At 64.5% G+C, this 22,121-nt stretch carries 25 protein-coding genes and 1 tRNA gene; 20 read left to right on the forward strand and 6 right to left on the reverse strand.

Annotation, left to right across the window (positions count from 1 at the left end; all coding sequences use genetic code 11):
• Window positions 1-27: 27 nt before the first annotated feature.
• The 3 genes from JQ635_RS19980 to hemB form a co-directional block, all read right to left on the reverse strand.
• A complete protein-coding gene (locus JQ635_RS19980) occupies window positions 28-804 on the reverse strand; it encodes an arginyltransferase (RefSeq protein WP_018644615.1) in 777 nt (258 codons plus the stop codon).
• Window positions 805-932: 128 nt separating this feature from the next.
• Window positions 933-1,472 (reverse strand): RDD family protein, encoded by a 540-nt coding sequence (locus JQ635_RS19985; RefSeq protein WP_246583653.1) that lies wholly within the window; start codon window positions 1,470-1,472, stop codon window positions 933-935.
• Between the two features lie 234 nt (window positions 1,473-1,706).
• Window positions 1,707-2,768: a porphobilinogen synthase gene (gene hemB, locus JQ635_RS19990; RefSeq protein WP_211411628.1), complete on the reverse strand. Its 1,062-nt coding sequence runs from the start codon at window positions 2,766-2,768 to the stop codon at window positions 1,707-1,709.
• A gap of 123 nt (window positions 2,769-2,891) precedes the next feature.
• Between hemB and JQ635_RS19995 the strand changes: the two genes are divergently transcribed.
• The 12 genes from JQ635_RS19995 to JQ635_RS20050 all read left to right on the forward strand — a co-directional run bounded on the left by JQ635_RS19995 (window position 2,892) and on the right by JQ635_RS20050 (window position 13,675).
• On the forward strand, window positions 2,892-3,395 hold the full coding sequence (locus JQ635_RS19995) for a DUF6163 family protein (RefSeq protein WP_211411515.1): 504 nt from the start codon (window positions 2,892-2,894) through the stop codon (window positions 3,393-3,395).
• Between the two features lie 539 nt (window positions 3,396-3,934).
• Entirely contained in the window at window positions 3,935-4,453 is a 519-nt protein-coding gene (ldtR, locus tag JQ635_RS20000; RefSeq protein WP_018320040.1) for a transcriptional regulator LdtR, read from the forward strand.
• A gap of 197 nt (window positions 4,454-4,650) precedes the next feature.
• Window positions 4,651-4,887 (forward strand): hypothetical protein, encoded by a 237-nt coding sequence (locus JQ635_RS20005; RefSeq protein WP_211411516.1) that lies wholly within the window; start codon window positions 4,651-4,653, stop codon window positions 4,885-4,887.
• 37 nt (window positions 4,888-4,924) lie between these two features.
• Window positions 4,925-5,146: a hypothetical protein gene (locus JQ635_RS20010; RefSeq protein WP_018644620.1), complete on the forward strand. Its 222-nt coding sequence runs from the start codon at window positions 4,925-4,927 to the stop codon at window positions 5,144-5,146.
• 281 nt (window positions 5,147-5,427) lie between these two features.
• Window positions 5,428-6,726 carry a serine hydroxymethyltransferase gene (glyA, locus tag JQ635_RS20015; protein WP_145680152.1) on the forward strand — a complete coding sequence of 433 codons (1,299 nt, stop codon included), beginning with the start codon at window positions 5,428-5,430 and terminating at the stop codon, window positions 6,724-6,726.
• Window positions 6,727-6,755: 29 nt separating this feature from the next.
• Window positions 6,756-7,238 carry a transcriptional regulator NrdR gene (nrdR, locus tag JQ635_RS20020; RefSeq protein ID WP_011087793.1) on the forward strand — a complete coding sequence of 161 codons (483 nt, stop codon included), beginning with the start codon at window positions 6,756-6,758 and terminating at the stop codon, window positions 7,236-7,238.
• Window positions 7,235-8,383: a bifunctional diaminohydroxyphosphoribosylaminopyrimidine deaminase/5-amino-6-(5-phosphoribosylamino)uracil reductase RibD gene (gene ribD / locus JQ635_RS20025; protein ID WP_211411517.1), complete on the forward strand. Its 1,149-nt coding sequence runs from the start codon at window positions 7,235-7,237 to the stop codon at window positions 8,381-8,383. The genes nrdR and ribD overlap by 4 nt, the downstream gene beginning before the upstream one ends.
• 1 nt (window position 8,384) lies before the next feature.
• Complete coding sequence (locus tag JQ635_RS20030; protein ID WP_211411518.1) at window positions 8,385-8,993, forward strand: riboflavin synthase; 609 nt, start codon at window positions 8,385-8,387, stop codon at window positions 8,991-8,993.
• 185 nt (window positions 8,994-9,178) lie between these two features.
• On the forward strand, window positions 9,179-9,670 hold the full coding sequence (ribH, locus tag JQ635_RS20035; RefSeq protein ID WP_211411519.1) for a 6,7-dimethyl-8-ribityllumazine synthase: 492 nt from the start codon (window positions 9,179-9,181) through the stop codon (window positions 9,668-9,670).
• A 4-nt stretch (window positions 9,671-9,674) separates the two neighbouring features.
• Window positions 9,675-10,172: a transcription antitermination factor NusB gene (gene nusB, locus JQ635_RS20040; RefSeq protein WP_211411520.1), complete on the forward strand. Its 498-nt coding sequence runs from the start codon at window positions 9,675-9,677 to the stop codon at window positions 10,170-10,172.
• Window positions 10,173-10,326: 154 nt separating this feature from the next.
• Window positions 10,327-11,328 (forward strand): thiamine-phosphate kinase, encoded by a 1,002-nt coding sequence (thiL, locus tag JQ635_RS20045; protein ID WP_211411521.1) that lies wholly within the window; start codon window positions 10,327-10,329, stop codon window positions 11,326-11,328.
• A gap of 232 nt (window positions 11,329-11,560) precedes the next feature.
• A complete protein-coding gene (locus JQ635_RS20050; RefSeq protein ID WP_211411522.1) occupies window positions 11,561-13,675 on the forward strand; it encodes a sodium-translocating pyrophosphatase in 2,115 nt (704 codons plus the stop codon).
• A gap of 151 nt (window positions 13,676-13,826) precedes the next feature.
• Here JQ635_RS20050 and JQ635_RS20055 read toward each other — a convergent pair whose 3' ends face one another.
• Both JQ635_RS20055 and JQ635_RS20060 read right to left on the reverse strand, forming a co-directional pair.
• On the reverse strand, window positions 13,827-14,831 hold the full coding sequence (locus tag JQ635_RS20055) for a Bug family tripartite tricarboxylate transporter substrate binding protein (protein ID WP_211411523.1): 1,005 nt from the start codon (window positions 14,829-14,831) through the stop codon (window positions 13,827-13,829).
• A gap of 117 nt (window positions 14,832-14,948) precedes the next feature.
• Window positions 14,949-15,434, reverse strand: a complete 486-nt coding sequence (locus tag JQ635_RS20060) for an outer membrane protein assembly factor BamE (protein ID WP_211411524.1) — start codon at window positions 15,432-15,434, stop codon at window positions 14,949-14,951.
• Window positions 15,435-15,532: 98 nt separating this feature from the next.
• On the opposite strand from JQ635_RS20060, the gene JQ635_RS20065 reads away from it, so the two are divergent.
• The 8 genes from JQ635_RS20065 to JQ635_RS20100 all read left to right on the forward strand — a co-directional run bounded on the left by JQ635_RS20065 (window position 15,533) and on the right by JQ635_RS20100 (window position 21,600).
• Window positions 15,533-16,081, forward strand: a complete 549-nt coding sequence (locus JQ635_RS20065) for a ubiquinol-cytochrome C chaperone family protein (RefSeq protein ID WP_211411525.1) — start codon at window positions 15,533-15,535, stop codon at window positions 16,079-16,081.
• Window positions 16,078-16,647 carry a YceD family protein gene (locus JQ635_RS20070; protein WP_211411526.1) on the forward strand — a complete coding sequence of 190 codons (570 nt, stop codon included), beginning with the start codon at window positions 16,078-16,080 and terminating at the stop codon, window positions 16,645-16,647. The genes JQ635_RS20065 and JQ635_RS20070 overlap by 4 nt, the downstream gene beginning before the upstream one ends.
• A 295-nt stretch (window positions 16,648-16,942) precedes the next feature.
• Complete coding sequence (gene plsX, locus JQ635_RS20075) at window positions 16,943-18,004, forward strand: phosphate acyltransferase PlsX (protein ID WP_211411527.1); 1,062 nt, start codon at window positions 16,943-16,945, stop codon at window positions 18,002-18,004.
• Complete coding sequence (locus tag JQ635_RS20080; RefSeq protein ID WP_211411528.1) at window positions 18,001-18,981, forward strand: beta-ketoacyl-ACP synthase III; 981 nt, start codon at window positions 18,001-18,003, stop codon at window positions 18,979-18,981. The genes plsX and JQ635_RS20080 overlap by 4 nt, the downstream gene beginning before the upstream one ends.
• 134 nt (window positions 18,982-19,115) lie before the next feature.
• A complete protein-coding gene (locus tag JQ635_RS20085) occupies window positions 19,116-19,457 on the forward strand; it encodes an integration host factor subunit alpha (RefSeq protein WP_026311906.1) in 342 nt (113 codons plus the stop codon).
• Window positions 19,458-19,481: 24 nt separating this feature from the next.
• On the forward strand, window positions 19,482-20,060 hold the full coding sequence (locus tag JQ635_RS20090) for a MerR family transcriptional regulator (protein ID WP_211411529.1): 579 nt from the start codon (window positions 19,482-19,484) through the stop codon (window positions 20,058-20,060).
• Window positions 20,061-20,173: 113 nt separating this feature from the next.
• A tRNA-Pro gene (locus JQ635_RS20095) sits at window positions 20,174-20,251 on the forward strand.
• Window positions 20,252-20,523: 272 nt separating this feature from the next.
• Window positions 20,524-21,600: a hypothetical protein gene (locus tag JQ635_RS20100; RefSeq protein ID WP_211411530.1), complete on the forward strand. Its 1,077-nt coding sequence runs from the start codon at window positions 20,524-20,526 to the stop codon at window positions 21,598-21,600.
• Window positions 21,601-21,702: 102 nt separating this feature from the next.
• Here JQ635_RS20100 and JQ635_RS39000 read toward each other — a convergent pair whose 3' ends face one another.
• Window positions 21,703-21,972 (reverse strand): hypothetical protein, encoded by a 270-nt coding sequence (locus JQ635_RS39000; RefSeq protein WP_349631874.1) that lies wholly within the window; start codon window positions 21,970-21,972, stop codon window positions 21,703-21,705.
• Window positions 21,973-22,121: the final 149 nt, after the last annotated feature.

The following is a 22,121-nucleotide window of genomic DNA, read 5'->3' on the forward strand; positions in this document are numbered from 1 at the left end:
AGCTTCGCGGGGCATGACAGAGAGAGATTAGTCCTGCGGCTCGGACGCCGTATCGCCCTGCGCATCGATGCGCAGCCAGCCTGAGGGAGCAAGCCGCTGCTGCGGCAGGAAGCGGGCCTTGTAGTCCATCTTCTTGGAGCCCTCGATCCAGTAGCCGAGATAGACGTAAGGCAGGCCCTGACGTCGCGCGCGGGCGATGTGGTCGAGGATCATGAAGGTGCCCATCGAGCGGCTGACCTGGCTCGGCTCGAAGAACGAATAGACCATGGACAGGCCGTCGCTGAGCACGTCCGTGAGTGCCACCGCGATCAGCTCCTCGCCGCGGCCGGTGATGCCGCTGTCGGGGCCGCGCTTGCGGTACTCGATAATGCGGGTCTCGACATGGCTGTCCTCGACCATCATGGCGTAGTCGAGCACGGTCATGTCCGCCATGCCGCCATGGCGGTGGCGGGCGTCGAGATAGGCGCGGAACACCGAATATTGCTCGGAGGTCGGCACCGCGCTGCGCTGCTCGCCGATGATGTCGGCGTTGCGCGCCATCACCTTGCGGAAGTTGCGCGAGGGCCGGAACTCGTTGGCGATGACCCGGACCGAGACGCAGGCGCGGCACTGGTCGCAGGCCGGCCGGTAGGCGATCGACTGGCTGCGGCGGAAGCCGCCATGGGTCAGGAGGTCGTTGAGGTCGCCGGCGCGGTCACCCACGAGGTGCGTAAACACCTTGCGCTCATGCCGACCCGGCAGATACGGGCAGGGCGAGGGCGCCGTAAGGTAAAATTGGGGGGTGTCGCGCGAGTGCTGGGTCAAGGGACGTCGTGGGCCTCCGAAGTGAGTATCAGCATCGCGCTACGGAAGCTCTCGGTCAATTGGTCTGCTCGGCGGGTCATGCGTCAGCTTAGTCGGTCCTGGTTGATAGGTCCTTGATTGCCGGGTTCTCAGTAGGTCCTTGCGCCTTGCGGCACGGGGGCACGGACGGAATTGTTGATCACGACCGTTCCCAGCACGAAATCGTGGAGCAGGCGCCGGCGGCCGTTGAACGGGCCGACCAGCACCACGAAGGGCGACAGGAACGACACCGTCACCCAGAACAGCACGGCATGGGTAGCGCCGAGCACGAAATAGCCGGGCGCGCCGTACCAGGTGCGCAGCTCCAGATCCATGACCCGCATCCCGATCGTTGCCGAGGACGGGCCGCCGATGCACGCCCCATAATAGACGATGGCCCAGATCACGGAGGCCGGCCAGGCCAGCCAGAACAATGCCCAGCCGATGCCGAGCGTCACCACGCCGAATAGCGCGATGAAGATGTAGCCGAGGATGACGGGAACGGAGATCACGACCATGTCGATCAGGAACGCGAACACCCGTCGCGTCGCGACGCCCCGGAACAGTTCCGGGTGGAGATAGGGATCGTAGGCGTGCGGTTGCACGGCGCCGTCGTTGCGCCAGGCGCCTGAATTACCCGAGTCCGACATCGTCCGTTCTCCCAGCGAAGCCCCTTCGCAGGACATGGGAACAGGCCATCCCCGTGCCAAGGGCGCGCGGGCGTTAGCAAGCCGAAATATTCCGGCGATTCGGGGGCGGTTCGCGCCGCTGGCGCGGGAGCCGTAGGGTGGGCAAAGGCGCGTAGCGCCGTGCCACCATTGCCCGCTGTCGTGCACGATAGATGGAGTGGTGGGCACGCTTCGCTTTGCCCACCCTACGGCGCCTTACGTTTGGCTCCGCAGCTTCTCCGCCGCCTTCGGCGCAAAATAGCTCAGCACGCCGTCGGCGCCGGCGCGCTTGAAGGCGAGCAGGCTCTCCATCATCGCACGCTCGCCGTCGAGCCAGCCGTTGTTGGCGGCGGCTGCGATCATCGCGTATTCGCCGGAGACCTGGTAGGCGAAGGTCGGCATCGCGAAGGTGTCCTTCACGCGGCGGACGACGTCGAGATAGGGCATGCCGGGCTTCACCATCACCATGTCGGCGCCCTCCGCGATGTCGAGCTCGACCTCGCGCAGCGCTTCATCGGTGTTGGCGCTGTCCATCTGGTAGGTGCGCTTGTCGCCGGTGAGCGTCTTGGCCGAGCCGATCGCGTCGCGGAAGGGGCCATAGAAGGCGGAGGCGTATTTGGCCGCATAGGCCATGATCTGCACGTCGAGCAGGCCGGCGCGGTCCAGCCCCTCGCGGATCGCGGCGACGCGGCCGTCCATCATGTCGGAGGGCGCGATGATGTCGCAGCCGGCTTCGGCCTGCACCAGCGCCTGGCGCACGAGTACGGCCACCGTCTCGTCGTTCAAAATCTTGCCGTCGGAGATCAGGCCGTCATGGCCGTGGCTGGTGAAGGGATCGAGCGCGACGTCGCAGAGGATGCCGATCTCCGGAAATTCCTTCTTGATCGCGCGCACGGCCTGGCAGACCAGGTTGTTCGGATTGGTGGCTTCCGAGCCTTCCTCGTCCCGCAAGGACGGGTCGGTGTAGGGAAACAGCGCGAGGCAGGGGATGGTGAGCTTCATCGCGCGCTCGGCCTCGCGCACAGCCTGGTCGACGCTGAGCCGGTCGACGCCCGGCATCGAGGCGACCTGCTCACGCCTGTTGTTGCCGTCGATCAGGAACAGCGGCCAGATCAGATCGTCGGTGGTGAGGACGTTCTCGCGCACCATCCGCCGGGCCCATTCGGCCTTGCGGTTGCGGCGCGGGCGGACGGTCAGATCGAGGGCAGGGGAGGCTGCTCCGCCATCCCGGCGCGACACCTCGCGCAATTCGATCGGACGTCCGTATTTGATCGCCATCATTCTTCCTCCGGCTGGAATTATTCTTATACCAGCTCGCATGGTTCCCGTCACCGCGGCTTGACCTGCCGCAAGGGATGGCAGCCGATTGATTTTGTGGGCCGAAGCAGCCAGAAGGGGCTTATGTCCGAGATCTCCACCCGCGATGCGGCCCGTGACGGCGCCAGTGCCAGGGACGCTGCCCGAGAGAATGCCAGAGAGAGCGCACTCTCGGTGGCGGCGATCTCGTCGGAACGGCCTGAGTCCGACGACAATGTCTGGACGCGGCGGCTCGTCCTGTTCCTGCGGGTGATGGCGCTGCTCTCGATCCTCAAGGGCCTCTATCACTGGGCGCAGGTGACCGGCTTCGTCGGCGGCGAGGACGAGGCATTCGAGAACCAGTCGATGGCCTGGCAGGCCGCGACCGTCTATTTCGCCGTGATCGAACTCGTTGCCGCGGTGGGCCTCTGGCTTGCCACGCCCTGGGGCGCGGTGGTGTGGCTGACCACCGTGGTGTCGATGGCGGTGATCGAGCTGATGTTCCCGGGAATCTACGGCGGCAGCCTGGTCGTGGTCGGCGTCGAGGTCTTCATGCTCGCCGCCTATCTGGCGCTCGCCTGGATGGCTGCGCGCGAACGGCCGCCGTAGGCGACGTCGCTCGCAAATACTCTCGTGCCCCGGACGCGACGCAGCACGGCGCTACTTGCGGCGTGATGCGTTGCAGAGCCGGGGCCCATTGATCCGCAATCTCGCTTTGAAACATCTGGGTCCCGGCTCTGCGCTTCGCCCTGGACAACGCTACGCGTTGCCAAGAGCTGCGCTTGTCCGGGACACGAGAGTGTTGCGCTTGGTTGACCGCTGGTTGCCTAAAATTCGAGGTAACTTTTCGTTGACTCCGTGTGTTCCGCCACAGCTGTTACGCGCCCGTTTCGAAACGGGGCGGGGCTGTTCTGGAATGCGACAGTGGCGGCGGACGGAGGGTGAACAGGACCTTGCGAAGGTCAACAGACGGTTGCGAAAAGTCCTTGTGGCACAGGCTTAATCCGCAATTCACTGTCTTAAATTCATGATCTCTTTATTCTCTTATTTAAGCCGATCTTCAAACGAGCCCCTTAAGTTGCACCTATCGGACGGGACACAAGTTTCGTCGAATAAGTGTCGATAAAAACGACAACAGGGGAAGTGTCATGATGAAAGCCGTCGCAACTGCGGCAGATACCGCAGAGCGCGTCTCCGGCCAGCAGGGTTCGGTGCAGTCGCTCTATCTGGAAGCTTTGACTCTGGTGGAGCGGCTGCATCGCCGGCTCCTCGACGTCATCAAGGACGAGTTCGATCGCCGCGGCCGCGCCGACATCAACTCGGTGCAGGCGCTGCTGCTCTACAATATCGGCGACAAGGAGCTGACTGCCGGCGAGCTGCGCACCCGCGGCTACTATCTCGGCTCCAACGTCTCCTACAATCTGAAGAAGCTCGTCGAGCTCGGCTTCCTCGATCATCAGCGCTCGCGTGTTGATCGCCGCTCGGTGCGCATCCGCCTGACCCCGCAGGGCCAGGAAGTCCGCCGCATCGTCGACGCGCTCTACCAGAAGCACGTCAAGACGGTCGAGCAGGTCGGTGGCATCTCGGGCGAGGAGTTCTCCACGCTCAACAAGTCGCTGCACCGTCTCGAGCGGTTCTGGACCGACCAGATCCTGTACCGCCTCTGAGTTCCAAGGGATCAAGGCCAAGCCGGCCCGCCAACAAGACCGGCAAGCCTCCCGAACGTGCCTGACTTCCCCAAGCGCATCGGCCCGGCTTTGCCCGGACCGGTGCGTTTTGACGTTTTGCAGTTGCGAAAAAATGCCCGCGCGGACGGGAACCAGGTCGCCGCATCGCAGTTAATCCTCTGGATCGGAGGGATGCCATGCTCGGCGGGCGCGGGTTGCAGACAATGAACGTCGAGCTCGTGAGCGATGCCTATGCCATCGCCGCGAATTACCTCCGCCGCTCGGGCGCAATCCCCGATACGCTCGTCACCAACGAACGCCTGCTCGAGATCATCATCAAGCTGCTCCAGCATGGCGAATTCAACAAGATCAGGCTCGCCAACAAGGCGATCGCCCGGTTCGAGACGCAGTCCGAGGCCCGCGCGGTTGCCTGATCAAGATTCCCGCAATTCGGAAGAACCAGAGGGTGCAATGGAAGCTGCCATCGACCGCATCATGCAGACCTATGACCTGCTCGCCAATCGCACGGCGGCAGCCAGCGAGGAGGCACGCGCAAAGGTGACGAACTACCTCAATACCCTGGTGGAAGCTGGCGAGAAGGATCCGCACAGGTTGACGGTCTGCGGCCTGACCTATTTGCGCCAGCTCGACGGCAGCGTGGACCCCGTGAAGGCGGGGTATACGGGGCTTTAGGGAGCAGGCGGGCCGTCTGGGGCTGGCCTTGGGCAAGGTTTCTGGGCAAGGTTTAAGGTCCGAAACGGACCCTTCAGGATGTTCAGTGCACGGGCGGCTCCCTCGAGACCGCTCGCGCGCCCCAATCCCCGATCCCCACCATATCTTGCATAAATATCAGGCCCGACCCGCAAATGCTTGGCCGGGGGCGGGCGATGTGGTAGATCGCGCGTGCTTCCGATCGCCACACCAGACCCGCCCGTAGCCCGCCAAAAGGCTGCGGCGGTGGAGATATTCGCAAGATGACCCTCGCAAAGACCGCCTCCGCGCCCGATTCGTTTTTCACCGCCTCGCTCGAGCAGGCCGACCCGGAAATCGCAGCCGCCATCAAGGGCGAGCTCGGCCGGCAGCGCCATGAGGTCGAGCTGATCGCCTCCGAGAACATCGTCAGCCGGGCCGTGCTGGAAGCGCAGGGTTCGGTGATGACCAACAAATACGCAGAGGGTTATCCGGGCGCGCGCTATTACGGCGGTTGTGAGTGGGTCGACGTCGCCGAGAACCTCGCGATCGATCGCGCCAAGAAGCTGTTCGGCGCGAACTTCGCCAACGTGCAGCCGAACTCCGGCAGCCAGATGAACCAGGCGGTGTTCCTGGCGCTGCTCCAGCCCGGCGACACCTTCATGGGCCTCGACCTCGCGGCCGGCGGCCATCTCACCCACGGCTCGCCCGTCAACATGAGCGGCAAGTGGTTCAAGGCCGCGCACTACACCGTGCGCCGCGAGGACCAGATCATCGACATGGACGCGGTGCAGAAGCAGGCCGAAGAGGTCAAGCCGAAGCTGATCGTCGCCGGCGGCTCGGCCTATTCGCGCGCTTGGGATTTCAAGCGTTTCCGCGAGATCGCCGACAGCGTTGGCGCCTACCTCCTGGTCGACATGGCGCACTTCGCGGGCCTGGTCGCCGGCGGCGTGCACGCTTCGCCGGTGCCGTATGCGCATGTCACGACGACCACGACGCACAAGTCGCTGCGCGGTCCGCGCGGCGGCCTGATCCTCAGCAATGACGAGACGCTCGCCAAGAAGCTCAACTCGGCGATCTTCCCGGGCCTCCAGGGCGGCCCCTTGATGCACGTGATCGCGGCGAAGGCCGTTGCCTTCGGCGAGGCGCTGCGGCCGGACTTCAAGGTCTATGCCAAGAACGTCGTCGAGAACGCCAAGGCGTTGGCTGAGGCGATGAAGAGCCACGGATTCGATATCGTCTCCGGCGGCACCGACAACCACCTGATGCTGGTCGACCTCAGGCCGAAGGGCCTGAAGGGCAACGTCTCGGAGAAGGCGCTGGTCCGCGCCGCCATCACCTGCAACAAGAACGGTATTCCGTTCGACCCCGAAAAGCCGTTCGTCACCTCGGGCCTGCGTCTCGGCACGCCGGCCGCGACCACCCGCGGTTTCGGCGTTGCTGAATTCCAGCAGGTCGGCGGCATGATCGCCGAGGTCCTCAACGCGATCGCGCAGTCCGACGACGGCAAGGCGCCGCTGGTGGAAGCCGCGATCAAGGAACGGGTCAAGGCGCTCACCGACCGGTTCCCGATCTACCAGTAAGGCCAAGGTAAACTGATCAAGGCAAGCGGATGCGGTGCCCGAACTGCAACAGTCTCGATACGCAGGTAAAGGACTCGCGTCCGACCGAGGACTCGTCCGTGATCCGCAGGCGGCGCGTGTGCGTCGCCTGCAATTTCCGCTTCACCACCTTCGAGCGCGTGCAGCTGCGCGAGCTCACGGTGATCAAGCGTAATGGCCGCCGCGTGCCGTTCGACCGCGACAAGCTGATGCGCTCGGTGCAGATCTCGCTGCGCAAGCGGCAGGTTGAGCCGGAGCGGGTCGAGAAGATGGTCTCCACCATCGTGCGCGAGCTCGAGACCGGGGGCGAGGCCGAGATCTCCTCGGAGGTGATCGGCGAGACCGTGATGGAGCATCTGCGCACGCTCGACGACGTCGCCTATGTGCGCTTCGCCTCGGTCTACCGCAATTTCCGCGAGGCCAAGGATTTCGCCGACGTGCTTGGCGAGCTCTCCGGTGAGGAGGAAGCGCGGCTCGCCGCGATCCGCAAATGATCTTCCGCATCCTGGAGGATCAGTTCGCGCAGAAGGCCCGCGACGCCAAAGAGGCCGATCGCCGTTTCATGGAGCTTGCGCTCGCGCTGGGTAAGCGCGGGCAGGGGCGCACCTGGCCCAATCCGGCCGTGGGCGCCGTGATCGTCAAGGACGGCGTGATTGTCGGCCGCGGCTGGACGCAGCCCGGTGGACGGCCGCATGGCGAGCCCGAGGCGCTGCGGCGCGCGGGCGAAGCGGCGCGGGGCGCCACGCTCTATGTCACCCTCGAGCCGTGCTCGCATTTCGGCAAATCACCGCCTTGTGCCGATGCAGTGATTGCTGCAGGCATCAAGCGCGTGGTGGCGGCGATCGAGGATCCCAATCCGGAAGTGGCGGGCCAGGGCCATGCGCGCCTGCGCGCCGCCGGCATCACGGTGGATGTCGGTCTTTGCGCGGCGGAGGCTGCGTTCGACCACGCCGGCCATTTCCGCCGCATCCGCGACAAGCGCCCGCATGTGATCCTGAAGCTCGCGGTCTCGCCCGACGGCAAGATCGGTGCAGCCGGCGGCAAACCGCTTGCGATCACGGGAGAGGCCGTACGCAATCGCGTGCATCTCTTGCGCGCGCAGAGCGACGCGATCCTGGTCGGCATCGGCACGGTGCTGGCCGACGATCCGCAGCTCAATTGCCGCCTGCCGGGCATGGAAGCGCGTTCTCCAATACGTGTCGTACTTGACCAGAATCTGCGCATTCCGGCCTCGAGCCAGTTGGTGCGCTCCGCGCGCGAGACACAGCTTTGGGTGATCGGTTCGGAGCTTGCGGAAGCGGCCGCTGCGACGCGCCTTGGCGCTGCCGGTGCGCAAATCATGCGCATGCCTCCAGGCAGTGCAGCCGGGCTCGATCTTTCGGCCGTGCTGCATGCGCTGGCCGAGAAGGGCATCACGCGGTTGATGGTCGAGGGCGGCAGCCGCGTTGCGGCCTCGTTCGTCGCGGCCGACCTCGTCGACGAGATCTGGCTGTTCCGCGGGGCGGAAGCGGTCGGCGCAGGCGGCGTCGATGCGCTCGATGCATTGCCCCTGTCGAAAATCACGCAGTCGCAGGCCTACAAGGTTCATGCTAGCGAGACATTCGGTCACGATACTCTCACCATCTACGAGCGCGCCTAACATGTTCACCGGCATAGTCACCGACATCGGCGAGATCGTCAGCTTCACGCCGACGGCGCAGGGCCAGCTGCATCGGCTGCGCATCGCCTGCCGCTACGATCAGACCACCATTGCCGACGGTGCCTCGATCGCCTGCAACGGCGTCTGCCTGACGGTGGTTGCATCCGGTGTTGCGGACGGCAGGACGTGGTTCGACGTCGATGCTGCCGCAGAGACGTTGGCGCTGACGACGGCAAAACACTGGAGGCTGGGAACGAAGCTTAACCTCGAGCGTGCGCTGAAGATCGGCGACGAACTCGGCGGCCATATCGTTGCCGGCCATGCCGACGGCATCGCCACCATCGTCAGCCGTGAGGACCTGCCCGACATGGCGCGGTTCGTGCTCTCGACGACGCGGGAGCTGGCGCGGTTCATCGCCACCAAGGGCTCGATCACGCTCGACGGCGTCTCGCTGACGATCAATACGGTTGCGGACGTGACCTTTTCGGTGCTGATCATCCCGCACACGCTGACGGTCACGACCATCGGCGGCTGGAAGGCGGGGGCCGAGGTCAATATCGAAGTCGATCTGATGGCCCGCTACGCGGCGCGGCTGACGGAATTGAAGTGACGGCAGAGCCGTCATTCCGGGGCGATGCGTTAGCATCGAACCAGGGTGCGCGGTTGCGCACCCGAGAATCTCGAGATTCCGGGTCTGGCGCATGCGCGCCACCCCGGAATGACAGTCTCTTTGAACTTGGCTTAGCCTCTGGCGGCGACTACATAGCGCCGACCCCTTTCGAAACGGATTGAACGATGGCAGACGCGCGGCGCGCACCCCTGAAGGACCAGACCGACATTTCCGGCGCGCGCGCGCTGATTGTCGAGGCCCGGTTCTATGACGATCTCCAGGACGCGCTTCTCGAAGGCGCAGTGGCCGAGCTGAAGGCGGCCGGCCTGACGCATGACGTGATCACGGTTCCCGGTGCGCTGGAGATCCCGGCGGCGGTGGCGATCGCGGTCGATGCTGCGGCGGCAAACGGCAAGCCCTACGACGCGGTGATTGCCCTCGGCTGCGTGATCCGCGGCGACACCATCCATTTCGAGATCGTTTCGCAGGAATCCTCGCGCGCGCTGATGGACCTCGCCGTGGCGCGCAAGCTGCCGCTCGGTAACGGCATCCTCACCGTCAACAATGAGGACCAGGCTTGGGCGCGGGCGCGAGCCAGCGAGCTCAACAAGGGCGGCGATGCCGCGCGCGCGGCGCTTGCGATGCTGCGCATCAAACGCCGCCTGGCGCGGGCTTAAAGCCATGGCCGACAACACCAAGAAGCCGGCGGGGCTCAGCGAGAAGAAGGCGAACCGGCGCGGTGCGGCGCGGCTCGCGGCCGTCCAGGCGCTGTACCAGATGGACATCGCTGGCGCCGGCATCAACGACATTTTTGCGGAGTTCGAGAGCCACTGGCTCGGCAACGAGGTCGAGGGCGACACCTATCTGCCGGCGGAAGCCGCCTTCTTCCGCGACGTCGTCTCCGGCGTCGTGCGCGACCAGAAGAAGCTCGACCCCCTGATCGACGAGGCACTGTCGAAAGGCTGGCCGTTGAAGCGGATCGAGGCGATCCTGCGCGCGGTGCTGCGGGCCGGGGCCTACGAGCTGGAGCACCGCAAGGACGTGCCGGGCCGTGTCGTCATCTCCGAATATGTCGACGTCGCCAATGCCTTTGTCGACCGCGAGGAGACCGGAATGGTCAACGCCGTGCTGGACCAGATCGGCCGCCAGTTTCGCGGTGACGAGTTCGGGCGGGGGTAATTGAGACGATGACTTCCGCCGCAGCCGTCACCCTGAGGTGCCGGAGCGAAGCGGAGGCCTCGAAGGGCGGCGGCGTGCCGCTGAGGTCGCACCTCGGCCGTCCATCCTTCGAGGCTCGCAAGGGCTCGCACCTCAGGATGACGGGTCTGCTATCGTGACGCAGGACAGATACCAAGCCTCCGCCGAAGACTCCCTCATCGCGCGCTATTTCAAGCCGCTGGCGACCGATCCCGGTGCGTTCGGGCTGGTCGACGACGCCGCGATCCTGTCCTCATCCGGCGACGACATCGTCGTCACCACCGATGCCGTGGTCGAGGGCGTGCATTATCTTGCCACTGATCCTCCCGACACCATCGCGCGCAAGGCGCTGCGAGTGAACCTGTCCGATCTCGCCGCCAAGGGCGCAACGCCGGCCGGCTTCGTGCTGACGCTGGCGCTACGCAGCAAGGAGGATGGCTGGCTCAGGCCGTTTGCGGACGCGCTCGGCGATGACGCCAAGACGTTCGCCTGTCCGCTGCTCGGCGGCGACACCGTGTCGACGCCGGGGCCGCAGATGATCTCGATCACCGCCTTCGGCCGCGTGCCGAAGGGGCGGATGGCCGGCCGCACCGGCGCTAGGGCTGGCGACCGCATCCTCGTGACAGGCACGATTGGCGACGCCGCGCTCGGTCTCGACGTGCTCACGGGCGGCGCGGTGGCCGGAGCACTCATGTCTGATCCCATTGCGCGGGATTTGCTGGTGTCGCGCTATCGCGTGCCGCAGCCGCGCAACGCGCTGGCGCGGGCCGTGCGCGACCATGCGTCGGCCGCGATGGACGTCTCCGATGGCCTCGCCGGCGACCTCACGAAACTCTGCGCCGCGTCCGGCGTCTCGGCGACGGTCGACGTGGCGAGCGTGCCGCTCTCGGCTGCCGCGGCGGGGCTGATTGCCCGCAACGTCGTTGGCGTCGAGACGTTGCTTGCCGGGGGCGACGATTACGAAGTGCTGTGCACGGTGCCGCCGGCGCAAAGCGATGCGCTGATTGCCGCGGGGCGCGCCGTCGGCGTTGCGGTCTCGGTCATCGGCACGATCGTTGCGGGCCACGAGCGCCCGCGCTTCCTGGACGGGCAGGGCCAGGAACTGGTTTTGAAACGCCTATCCTACAGCCACTTCTAGGAATTGCTCCAAACCGGCGGCCAGGCTCTCAAGGTTCGTCTAAATACCTGCCGAGATCGGTCTTTTCGGCACTATCCGGCGTTGCACCCTCAATTTGATTTTGGCAAGCTTGTGACCGACTGGAGCCGCCCCTTCGGGAAAGGGGCGGCTTTGTTCAAAATCAAGGCGCCGCACCGCACGACGGACAACAAAAGGCGCCGGGGGTACATCAAGGATCTGAGGCAAAAATCACATGACAGCATTATGGTTGATAGTGCTCTGCGGAGTGCTTTCCGTCGTCTACGCGATTTGGGCGACGTCTTCGGTGTTGGGCGCGGATGCGGGGTCGCCGCGCATGCAGGAAATTGCAGGAGCCGTGCGCGAAGGCGCACAGGCCTATCTCCGGCGCCAGTACACCACGATCGGTATCGTCGGCATCGTCATCTTCGTGCTGCTTGCCTATTTCCTCGGCCTTTATGTCGCGATCGGTTTTGCCATCGGCGCCGTCCTGTCAGGGGCGGCGGGCTTCATCGGCATGAACGTCTCGGTCCGTGCCAATGTGCGCACCGCCCAGGCTGCGACGACGTCGCTGGCCGGCGGCCTCGAGCTCGCCTTCAAGGCGGGGGCCATTACCGGGCTTCTGGTGGCGGGTCTCGCGCTGCTGGGTGTGACCCTCTATTTCGGCTTCCTGGTCCATTCGCTCAAGCTCGCGCCCGATAGCCGCACCGTGGTCGACGCCATGGTGGCACTCGGCTTCGGCGCCTCGCTGATCTCGATCTTCGCCCGTCTCGGCGGCGGCATCTTCACCAAGGGTGCGGACGTCGGCGGCGACCTCGTCGGCAAGGTCGAGGCCGGCATTCCCGAGGACGATCCGCGCAACCCCGCGACCATTGCCGATAACGTCGGCGACAATGTCGGCGACTGTGCCGGCATGGCCGCCGACCTGTTCGAGACCTATGCGGTGACCGCGGTCGCCACCATGGTGCTCGCGGCGATCTTCTTCGCCAAGACGCCGATCCTCGCCAACATGATGACGCTGCCGCTCGCCATCGGCGGCATCTGCATCATCACCTCGATCATCGGCACCTTCTTCGTCAAGCTCGGACCGAGCCAGTCGATCATGGGGGCGCTCTACAAGGGCCTGATCGCAACTGGCATCCTGTCGCTGATCGGCATTGCCGGGGTGATCTACAGCCTGATCGGCTTCGGCAAGCTCGACGGCGTCGGCTACACCGGCATGGCGCTGTTCGAATGCGGCGTGGTCGGCCTCGTCGTCACCGCGCTGATCATCTGGATCACCGAATACTACACCGGCACCGACTATCGTCCGGTGAAGTCGATCGCCCAGGCCTCGGTGACCGGTCACGGCACCAACGTGATCCAAGGCCTTGCCGTCTCGATGGAGGCGACCGCGCTGCCCGCGATCGTCATCATCGCCGGCATCCTGGTCACCTACAGCCTGGCCGGCCTGTTCGGCATCGCGATCGCGACCGCCACCATGCTGGCGCTGGCCGGCATGGTCGTCGCGCTCGACGCCTTCGGCCCCGTCACCGACAACGCCGGCGGCATCGCCGAGATGGCGGGCCTGCCGAAGGAGGTGCGCAAGTCGACCGACGCTCTCGATGCGGTCGGCAACACCACCAAGGCGGTGACGAAAGGCTACGCGATCGGCTCCGCCGGTCTCGGTGCCCTCGTGCTGTTTGCGGCCTATAACGAAGACCTCAAGTTCTTCGTCGCGAACAAGACCCCGTACTTCGCCGGCGTCAATCCGGACTTCTCGCTCAACAACCCCTACGTGGTTGTTGGTCTGCTGTTCGGCGGCCTGCTGCCGTACCTGTTCGGCGCGATGGGCATGACCGCGGTCGGCCGTGCGGCCGGCGCGATCGTCGAGGAAGTGCGACGTCAGTTCCGCGAAAAACCCGGCATCATGCAGGGCACCGACAAGCCGGACTACGGCAAGGCGGTCGACCTGCTGACCCGCGCGGCGATCAAGGAGATGATCATCCCCTCGCTGCTTCCGGTGCTGTCGCCGATCGTCGTCTATTTCGTGATCTACGCGATCGCGGGCGGCGGCGCGGCCGGCAAGTCGGCGGCGTTCTCGGCCGTCGGCGCGATGCTGCTCGGCGTCATCGTGACGGGTCTGTTCGTCGCGATCTCCATGACCTCGGGTGGCGGCGCCTGGGACAACGCCAAGAAGTACATCGAGGACGGCCATTTCGGCGGCAAGGGCAGCGATGCCCACAAATCCGCCGTCACCGGTGACACCGTCGGCGATCCCTACAAGGACACGGCGGGACCCGCGGTGAACCCGATGATCAAGATCACCAACATCGTGGCCCTTCTGCTGCTGGCGATCCTGGCGCACTGAGCGGAGATGACGAGACAAGACAAAACCCCGCGGCGCCAGCCGCGGGGTTTTTGTTTCCGTCTGTCATTCCGGGGCGGTCCACAGGACCGAACCCGGAATCTCGAGATTCCGGGTTCGGCTCTTTCGAGCCGCCCCGGAATGACGCTGCGCGTCACTGCACATCCATCTGCAGCCCTTCCTTCTGGATGATGCCGGCGAACTTCTTCGTCTCGGCGTCCACGAAGTCGGCGAACTGCTGCGGGGTGCCGTAATCGGCGCGGGCGCCCATGGCGGCGATCTGCTTCTTGATGTCGTCACGCTCCAACATCGCCTTCACCTGAAGATTGAGCGCGTTGAGCACCTCGGGTGAGACCCCCTTCGGCAGGAACACCGAGAACCAGGACGATATGTCGAAATTAGCGAGCTCCGGCGCGCTCTCGCGCATGGTCGGCAGGTTCGGCGCGAGGTCGCTGCGCTCGGTCGTGGTGACGCAGAGACCGTTGAGCGTGCCGTTCTGCACCTGAGGCAGGCTCGGATAGAGATTGTCGAACAGGATCTGGATGTCGCCGGCGAGTGCGGCCTGGAGCGCGGGGCCCGCGCCGCGGAACGGGATGTGCGTCATCTTCAGCCCGGTGAGCTGGAGGAACCAGGCGCCGGTGAGGTGAGGGCTCTGGCCGACGCCGGAGGAGGCGTAGCTGAGCTTGTCCGGATTGGCCTTCAGGTACGCGATCAGCTCGGCGATCGACTTGATGCCGGTCTTCGGATGGGCCGACACGATGTTCGGGATCCGGATCATGTTGGAGACCGGCTGGAGCTGGTCCGGCTTGTAGGTCAGGTTCTTGAAGATGCTGTAGGCGATCGCGTTCGGACCGGGATTGCCGACCAGGATGGTGTGACCATCGGGCTTGGCGCGGACCACCTCGGCGGTGCCGATCGTGCCGCCGCCGCCGGAGCGGTTCTCCACGACGGCCGACTGGCCCCAGACGGTTTGAAGATGGGCGGCCAGCAGCCGGCCCATGACGTCGGTCGAGCCGCCGGCCGCAGCCGGTACGACGAGGCGGACGTTCTCAGTGGGCTTCCAGTCCGCCAGGCTCGATCGCGGCAGGATCGTTGCGGCCGAAAGGCCGGCAGCACCGGCGAGCACGCGACGGCGGGACAACAACAAAGGCTTAGGCACGAATCCACTCCCTGCTTCTTGTTTTGCAGGGAGCGTAGGGAACCCGTTGCGCAACGGCAAGTCGCGCGCGACGGCAAGCGCCGCGCGGATAGCGGCACGACGCCGCAGGCTGAAGGCTCAGTTAAAGCTGAGCAGCTTGAAGATCGGCGTGAGGTAGCTCATCTCCTGGCCCGATGTCGGCGTGGTGCGGCTGATGAAGTCGAAGATCTTGCCGTCCTGGAGGCCGTAATTCGCCAGCCGGCGCACGCGCCGGTTCTTGTCGAAATAGATCGCGATCACGCGCTGATCGACCACCTTCTGGTTCATGAAGGCGACCATGCGCTCCGAGCGCTGCGAGATGTAATAGAAGACCTCTCCGTCGAGGGTGGCGACCGTGGAGGGCGTGCCCATCACGATCAGCACCTGGTCCTGGCTCGCCCCGATCGGGATCTGCTCCAGCGCGCCGGGCGGCAGGATGTAGCCCTTCTGGAATTGCTCGCCCGTGCAGCCCGCAAGCGCCACGCCGAGCAAGGCTGCTGCGGCCGCCACGCGCAGGCCGCGCCAACGTGCATGAAGGCCGCGCCGCTTGTCTGCGCGCTGGCCGGTCTGGTTCGTTATCGTCATAGCGGAACTGATTCCGTCCCCTTGCGTCGCGCGAGGCGCTGAAGTACCGGGCGGAGGCTCTGAATGCAACACGCGCGCGCCCGCTTGCGGAAACCACAATGCTTTGGCCGTTCAATCACTTCAGGAAACCCCGGCTAGCCCCGGGCACCATTGAAGCCATCTATGGCATGATCGTGACGCAGGCGCGAGAACCCATATTTTACCGCGACTTGGGCGCGCCGGACACGGTTAACGGGCGTTTCGACCTGTTGCTGCTGCATCTGTGGCTGCTCTTGCGCCGCCTGCGCACTGTCCAGGGCGCCACAGAGCTGTCTCAGGCGCTGTTCGATCGCTTCTGCGAGGACATGGACGACAATCTGCGCGAGATGGGCGTGGGCGACCAGACCGTGCCGAAGCGGATGCGGGCCTTCGGCGAGGCCTTCTACGGCCGCGTCCAGGCTTACGACCAGGCCATGGACGGCGGCGGTGAGGCGCTGGCGGCGGCGATCTGCAAGAATATCTTGAACGGCGCCGGCATGGACCAGGCCCGGCAGCTCGCGGCCTATGCCAGGGCGACCGAGGCCGATCTTGGCCGGACCGGCGAGGCCGCACTGCTTGGTGCGTCCTTCAAATTTCCCCCGGCGTTCAGGGAGGGTGTCACGCCATGAATCGACCCAACACCACACCGTCGCCCGATCCCTGGCGGGCGCCCGTCATCGTTGCGCAGATCCCTGACACCGGCCTGCATCGCGAGCTCGAGGCATCGGCGGCCGAGCGGCAGGCCATGGCGGAGCTCGCAGGCCTCCGGGAGATCCTGTCCGCTCACGCCAGCTTCGACGTCGTGCCCAAGAGCGGCGGCAGAGTCCAGGTGACGGGGCTCGTCCGCGCCCGGATCGGCCAGACCTGCGTGGTCACGCTCGATCCGATCGAGAGCGAGATCGACGAGGAGGTGGACCTGATGTTCGCCCCCGAGGCCGAGGCGCGGCGGCTGGCGGACCTGATCGAGGACGGGCAGGACAACGAGGAGCCGCCGGAGGTGGCCGATCCGCCGGAGGCCATCCTCAACGGGGTCATCGACCTCGGCCGGCTCGCCACCGATGCCCTGTTCCTGGCGATCGACCCCTATCCGCGCAAGGAGGGGGCCGTGTTCGAGGCGGAGGTCACCGCCCCCGATCCGGAGGACCATCCGTTCGCGGCGCTGAAGGCGCTCCAGGACAACAAAAAGGACCAGTAGCTGCCGATTCCCCGTAAGACCGCTGCCACCGCGCAGCAGGCGTTTGCGGCGGTGGTTTGAGAGTCAGATTTATCTGTTTGATTTCTATACGTTTCCGGCGAATTCGCCGATCCGCCGCCGGATCGCCCTGAAAGCAAAAGGCTGGGGGCAAGAGGTTGTTTCGGGATAACAAAACGCTATTGTCGCGCCCCGGTCCGGGTGCGGCGTGGCGCTTGGCCGGTCGCCATATCCATGGCGAACCCATTTGCGGCCCCGCTCGTTCATGACCGCACCAGACCAGGTTTCCAGGACTTTCATGCCCAGCAAGGTTCGTATCGCGCTTGACGCCATGGGGGGCGACGACGGCGCCGCCGTGGTCATTCCAGGCGCGGCCATCTCGCTTGGCAGGCATCGCGACACCGAGTTCCTGCTGGTCGGCGACCGGGCCAAGATCGAGCCCGAGCTCGAGAAGCATCCCCAGCTCAAGGCCGCCTCGAAGATCATCCATACCGACGTCGCCGTCAGCATGCACGACAAGCCGAGCCAGGCGCTGCGGCGCGGCCGCAAGACCTCCTCGATGTGGCTTGCCATCGACGCGGTGAAGAAGGGCGAGGCCGATGTCGCGGTCTCCGCCGGCAATACCGGCGCGCTGATGGCGATGTCGCGCTTCCATCTACGCACGCTGCCCGGCATCGACCGCCCGGCCATCTCCGCGATCTGGCCGACCAAGCGCGGCCAGTCCGTCGTGCTCGACCTCGGCGCCACCCTCGGCGGTGATGCGCACCATCTGGTGTCGCTGGCCGTCATGGGCGCGGCCATGGCGAGCGTGCTGTTCAACAAGAAACGGCCCACCGTCGGCCTCCTCAACATTGGCGCCGAGGAGATCAAGGGCCACGAGGAGATCCGCGAGGCCAGCGAGATCCTGCGCGCGCGGAACCTGCCGGAGCTCGACTATATCGGGTTCGTCGAGGGCGACGGCATCGGCAAGGGGCTGGCCGACGTGATCGTGACCGAGGGTTTCAGCGGCAACATCGCGCTCAAGACCGCCGAGGGAACCGCACGGCAGATGGCGGAACTGCTCAGGAACGAGCTGCAGCGGAGCTGGTTGTCCAAGCTCGGCTACCTCTTCGCCCGCAATGCCTTCCAGGCCCTGCGCGACAAGATGGACCCCAACAAGTCCAATGGTGGCGTGTTCCTGGGTTTGAAAGGCGTCGTGGTCAAGAGCCATGGCGGAATCAACGCCGAAGGCTTTGCCTACGCGATCGATGTTGGCTATGACATGGTCAAATTCGATCTCCTGAACAAGATCAATCAGATGCTCAACCGCGAGGGTGGTGCACTCAGTTCCGTGCAGGCCGCGCAGGAGGCTGTTTCGTGACTCAAATTCGTTCGGTCGTGCTCGGCTGCGGCTCCTACCTGCCGGAGCAGGTGGTGACCAACGCCCAATTGGCGGCGCGTATCGACACGTCCGACGAGTGGATCGTCCAGCGCACCGGCATTCGCGAGCGGCACATCGCGGCCGAGGGCGAGTTCACCTCGCATCTCGCGATCAAGGCGGCGCAGGCGGCGCTCACCGACGCCGGCGTGGACGCGCAGTCGATCGAGCTGATCGTGCTGGCGACCTCGACGCCCGACAACACGTTCCCTGCAACGGCGGTCGCCGTGCAGCACGGGCTCGGCATCGACCATGGCGCGGCCTTCGACCTTCAGGCGGTGTGCTCGGGCTTCGTGTTCGCGCTCGCGACCGCAGACAATTTCCTGCGCACCGGTGCCTACAAGCGCGCGCTGGTGATCGGCGCGGAGACCTTCTCGCGCATCCTCGACTGGAACGACCGCGGCACCTGCGTGCTGTTCGGCGACGGCGCCGGCGCGGTCGTGCTGGAGGCGCAGGAGCAGCCGGGCAATGCCGCGACCGACCGCGGCGTCGTCACCACCCATTTGCGCTCCGACGGCCGCCACAAGGCAAAACTGTTCGTCGACGGCGGACCGTCCTCGACCCAGACCGTCGGGCACTTACGCATGGAAGGCCGCGAGGTCTTCAAGCATGCGGTCGGCATGATCACCGACGTGATCGTCGATGCCTTCGAGGCGACTGGGCTCAATGCCGACAGCATCAACTGGTTCGTGCCGCACCAGGCCAACAAGCGAATCATCGACGCGTCCGCCCACAAGCTGCATATCGCGCCGGAGAAGGTGGTGCTGACGGTGGACCGTCACGGCAACACTTCGGCCGCCTCGATTCCCCTGGCGCTGGCGGTGGCGCGCAAGGACGGCCGCATCAAGAAGGGCGACCTGGTCCTCCTGGAAGCGATGGGCGGCGGCTTTACCTGGGGTTCAGCGCTGGTGCGCTGGTAGCGCCACAGTTGATAAAATTTTGCCGGAATCAGCTGCGATTATCGATGCGTCTGCATTGATGAGCGCTGTTGACCGCCGTATCGTAACCTCATAATTTCAGACAACAATTGTTCGCCGTGATGTGGGGCAGGGCGATGACCGATCAAAGTAAAACCGTAACGCGTGTGGATCTCTGCGAAGCCGTCTACCAGAAGGTGGGCCTGTCGCGGACGGAGTCGTCTGCGTTCGTGGAACTCGTGCTGAAGGAGATCACCGACTGCCTTGAAAAGGGCGAGACGGTGAAGCTGTCCTCGTTCGGTTCCTTCATGGTGCGCAAGAAGGGCCAGCGTATCGGCCGCAATCCGAAGACCGGCACCGAGGTGCCGATCTCGCCGCGCCGCGTCATGGTGTTCAAGCCGTCCGCGATCCTGAAGCAGCGGATCAACGCGCAGCACCGCACCAACGGCGACGGCAGCAAGGTTCAACCCGAGGCGTAACCGCCTTTCGGAAAGGATTGGCATTTGGACAAGGCGCCGGATGCGTTCCGAACCATCAGCGAAGTAGCGCAGGAACTCGACATTCCGCAGCACGTGCTGCGGTTCTGGGAGACCCGATTCTCCCAGATCAAGCCGATGAAGCGCAGCGGCGGCCGCCGCTATTACCGCCCCGACGACGTCGACCTGCTCAAGGGCATCCGCCGGCTGCTCTACGGGGAGGGATATACCATCCGCGGGGTGCAGCGGATCCTGAAGGAGCACGGCGTCAAATCGGTGCAGGGCCTCGCTGACGGCGCGGCCGCGGTCTCGTTCGGCGCCATCGAGGACGCCATCGGCGCGAGCCTGATCGAGCCGGACGACGAGGGCCCGATCAAGGGTATCGCCGATGCCGACGATGACGACTATCAGGGGGATGAGGAGGAAGGCATCGACTTCCGCTTCACCGAGGTCGACGACGAGGAAATCCTCACCACCTTCCGCAAGGGCGGCGCCCCCGCCGCGCCCGCCGGCCCCAGCGCGCTGGACCGGGAGCGTCTCGGCCGGGCGCTCGCCGACCTCGTCGCCTGCCGGGAAATGCTGGATCAGGCGCTGAAGGACGGGTAGGGGCGCGTTTCGCCGGCTTTGTGGCCTGTTCCGGGGGCTTTGGCCGGGGACACACCAAAATGGTGTGACCTCGCCTTGCGCAAAGCGGCGATCCTAGCTAATGGAACGGCGTTCGGAGCGTGGCGCAGCCCGGTTAGCGCACTAGTCTGGGAGACTAGGGGTCGGAGGTTCAAATCCTCTCGCTCCGACCATTTTTCTCAAAGCATCTGTCGGGCGGATTGACCGGGGCGTAGGGCTCGTGCTGGCCAGGGACGCGTGCGCGACGGTCGGCGGCGGGTGGCTGCTTCGGTGGTCGGCAAGCCAAAATTCCCGAAAACAACCCCATGCACAGTAGCGATGCCATTGATGGAATGGCGTTTTTCCGAAGCGATTTGCGGTGCGTCAGGCTTGCTTCTACCAAAAGGTGTAGCGACGGCCTGTGGTCTCACGCTACTTTGTGGCGTTTGATGCAGGAATTGAATCGATGGCGCAGCTTATGAAAGCCATGGTGCGGCGAAAGATTTACGCGCTCGCTCTCTTATTGGCTTTTCAGTCGGGCTCAGCGGATGCGCAATCGAACATGACTGTAAAGGGATTCCCGCCGGAGCTACCCAATGAGATAGCGGGCAGTCGGTGGTTCGTCTTTTTGGACGGAGACATCGATCCCGACGCACCCCAGCGGTTCGAGCGATATGTAACGCAGAATCGTATTCCCGACCGGTCTATTGTCTACCTGAACTCACCCGGTGGAAGCTTGGCTGCTGGAATAGAACTCGGCCGCCTGTTCCGAAAATATGGGTTCTCCACCGATATCGGTCGGAAATCACCATTCTCTTCAAAGTCCTTCGATATTGATGAGGGCGGCTGTTACAGCGCGTGCGCATACGCCTATTTGGGCGGCCAATTCAGGTATTTGAAGCGCGGGTCCCGATACGGCGTTCACCAATTCAAGTCGCTGCGAGCCGATGCGCGCATTGAAGGAACTGCTCAAGTCGTTTCCGCCTTGGCAGTAGAATACATGCGCTCAATGGATGTTGATCCAGATCTATTCACGTTGGGCGCCGCCGCGAGCCCTGACGGGATGCAGGAAATCGACAAAGCGACTTTGGAGCGGCTGAATGTCGTCAACAATGGGCGAACCCGACCTGTCTGGACAATTGAAAGTACGGACGGACAACTTTATCTGAAAGGACAGCGAACAACCGAGGAATCTGGAATAAACAAGTTCATCATCTACTGCGAAAAACGCCGCGCAGTCTTGCTGGCTATCTTCGATACTCTTCGCAGGGATACTGAACTAATGAATATGGCCGCCCATTCTCTTTTGATCGATGGGCAGGTGTATCGACTGAGTCCTAATTCCAAGCGGATTCAAAACGGGCTGTTCAATGTCGCATACAGTCTGTCACAACAGGAAATAGTCGCCCTTCGCAAGGGGGAGAATGTTGGTGTGGCGATTCAGGCCGCGTATGAGGCACCTATATTCCTCGGGTTCGAGGGAATGAGCATCGGGAGCGGCAAGCCGAAGCTAGTCGGCATACTCAATCAGTGCGCTCCATAAGGTTTTCTGATTTTGTGGACGTGCATATTTTTCTTCGCGCTATGAGGCGCAACCCTTCCTCGCATTTTAGCAAGCGTGTCGAGGTTTCGGGCATCGCTCCACCTACCTCAAATACCCCACCACCATCCTTGTCGTCTCGTCCACCAGCGTCCGCACCGTCTTCTCCGTCAGCATCTCCGCGTGGTTCAGCACCGTGTTGTGCGCGACCGACTCGATCGCGCTGACGCAGATGAAGGTTGCGACATCAACGTCCACCTTGCGCATCTCCTTGCGGCGGCTCTCGAGATAGGTGCGGACGAGGGTGTGGACCTCGCGGTTGAAGGCTTCGACGTCCTTGAGCTGGCCGGTGCGCGGGATCTGCTCGGCGAGCACCCGATGTAGTTTCGGATTGATGCGGTGGGCTTCGATCGCGACGGTGACGAGTTTTTCGCACGGCCTTGTCGATCGGGAGGTCGGCGACCTCAAGGAGCGCCGTGCGGACGATGGCCATGATCTCCTCGTTGTGGCGGTCGATCACGGCG

The sequence above is a fragment of the Bradyrhizobium iriomotense genome (assembly GCF_018130765.1).
Taxonomy (GTDB): domain Bacteria; phylum Pseudomonadota; class Alphaproteobacteria; order Rhizobiales; family Xanthobacteraceae; genus Bradyrhizobium; species Bradyrhizobium iriomotense_A.

Coding starts and splice junctions, on each gene's coding strand:
- JQ635_RS20085 (WP_026311906.1), top strand. CDS start 19,116: ATGACCGATCAAAGTAAAACCGTAACGCGTGTGGATCTCTGCGAAGCC.
- JQ635_RS20065 (WP_211411525.1), top strand. CDS start 15,533: ATGCTTTGGCCGTTCAATCACTTCAGGAAACCCCGGCTAGCCCCGGGC.
- nusB (WP_211411520.1), top strand. CDS start 9,675: ATGGCCGACAACACCAAGAAGCCGGCGGGGCTCAGCGAGAAGAAGGCG.
- JQ635_RS20010 (WP_018644620.1), top strand. CDS start 4,925: ATGGAAGCTGCCATCGACCGCATCATGCAGACCTATGACCTGCTCGCC.
- nrdR (WP_011087793.1), top strand. CDS start 6,756: ATGCGGTGCCCGAACTGCAACAGTCTCGATACGCAGGTAAAGGACTCG.
- JQ635_RS19995 (WP_211411515.1), top strand. CDS start 2,892: ATGTCCGAGATCTCCACCCGCGATGCGGCCCGTGACGGCGCCAGTGCC.
- JQ635_RS19985 (WP_246583653.1), bottom strand. CDS start 1,472: ATGTCGGACTCGGGTAATTCAGGCGCCTGGCGCAACGACGGCGCCGTG.
- JQ635_RS20005 (WP_211411516.1), top strand. CDS start 4,651: ATGCTCGGCGGGCGCGGGTTGCAGACAATGAACGTCGAGCTCGTGAGC.
- hemB (WP_211411628.1), bottom strand. CDS start 2,768: ATGGCGATCAAATACGGACGTCCGATCGAATTGCGCGAGGTGTCGCGC.
- ribD (WP_211411517.1), top strand. CDS start 7,235: ATGATCTTCCGCATCCTGGAGGATCAGTTCGCGCAGAAGGCCCGCGAC.
- JQ635_RS20050 (WP_211411522.1), top strand. CDS start 11,561: ATGACAGCATTATGGTTGATAGTGCTCTGCGGAGTGCTTTCCGTCGTC.
- ribH (WP_211411519.1), top strand. CDS start 9,179: ATGGCAGACGCGCGGCGCGCACCCCTGAAGGACCAGACCGACATTTCC.
- plsX (WP_211411527.1), top strand. CDS start 16,943: ATGCCCAGCAAGGTTCGTATCGCGCTTGACGCCATGGGGGGCGACGAC.
- JQ635_RS20100 (WP_211411530.1), top strand. CDS start 20,524: ATGGCGCAGCTTATGAAAGCCATGGTGCGGCGAAAGATTTACGCGCTC.
- glyA (WP_145680152.1), top strand. CDS start 5,428: ATGACCCTCGCAAAGACCGCCTCCGCGCCCGATTCGTTTTTCACCGCC.
- JQ635_RS20070 (WP_211411526.1), top strand. CDS start 16,078: ATGAATCGACCCAACACCACACCGTCGCCCGATCCCTGGCGGGCGCCC.
- JQ635_RS20060 (WP_211411524.1), bottom strand. CDS start 15,434: ATGACGATAACGAACCAGACCGGCCAGCGCGCAGACAAGCGGCGCGGC.
- JQ635_RS20030 (WP_211411518.1), top strand. CDS start 8,385: ATGTTCACCGGCATAGTCACCGACATCGGCGAGATCGTCAGCTTCACG.
- ldtR (WP_018320040.1), top strand. CDS start 3,935: ATGATGAAAGCCGTCGCAACTGCGGCAGATACCGCAGAGCGCGTCTCC.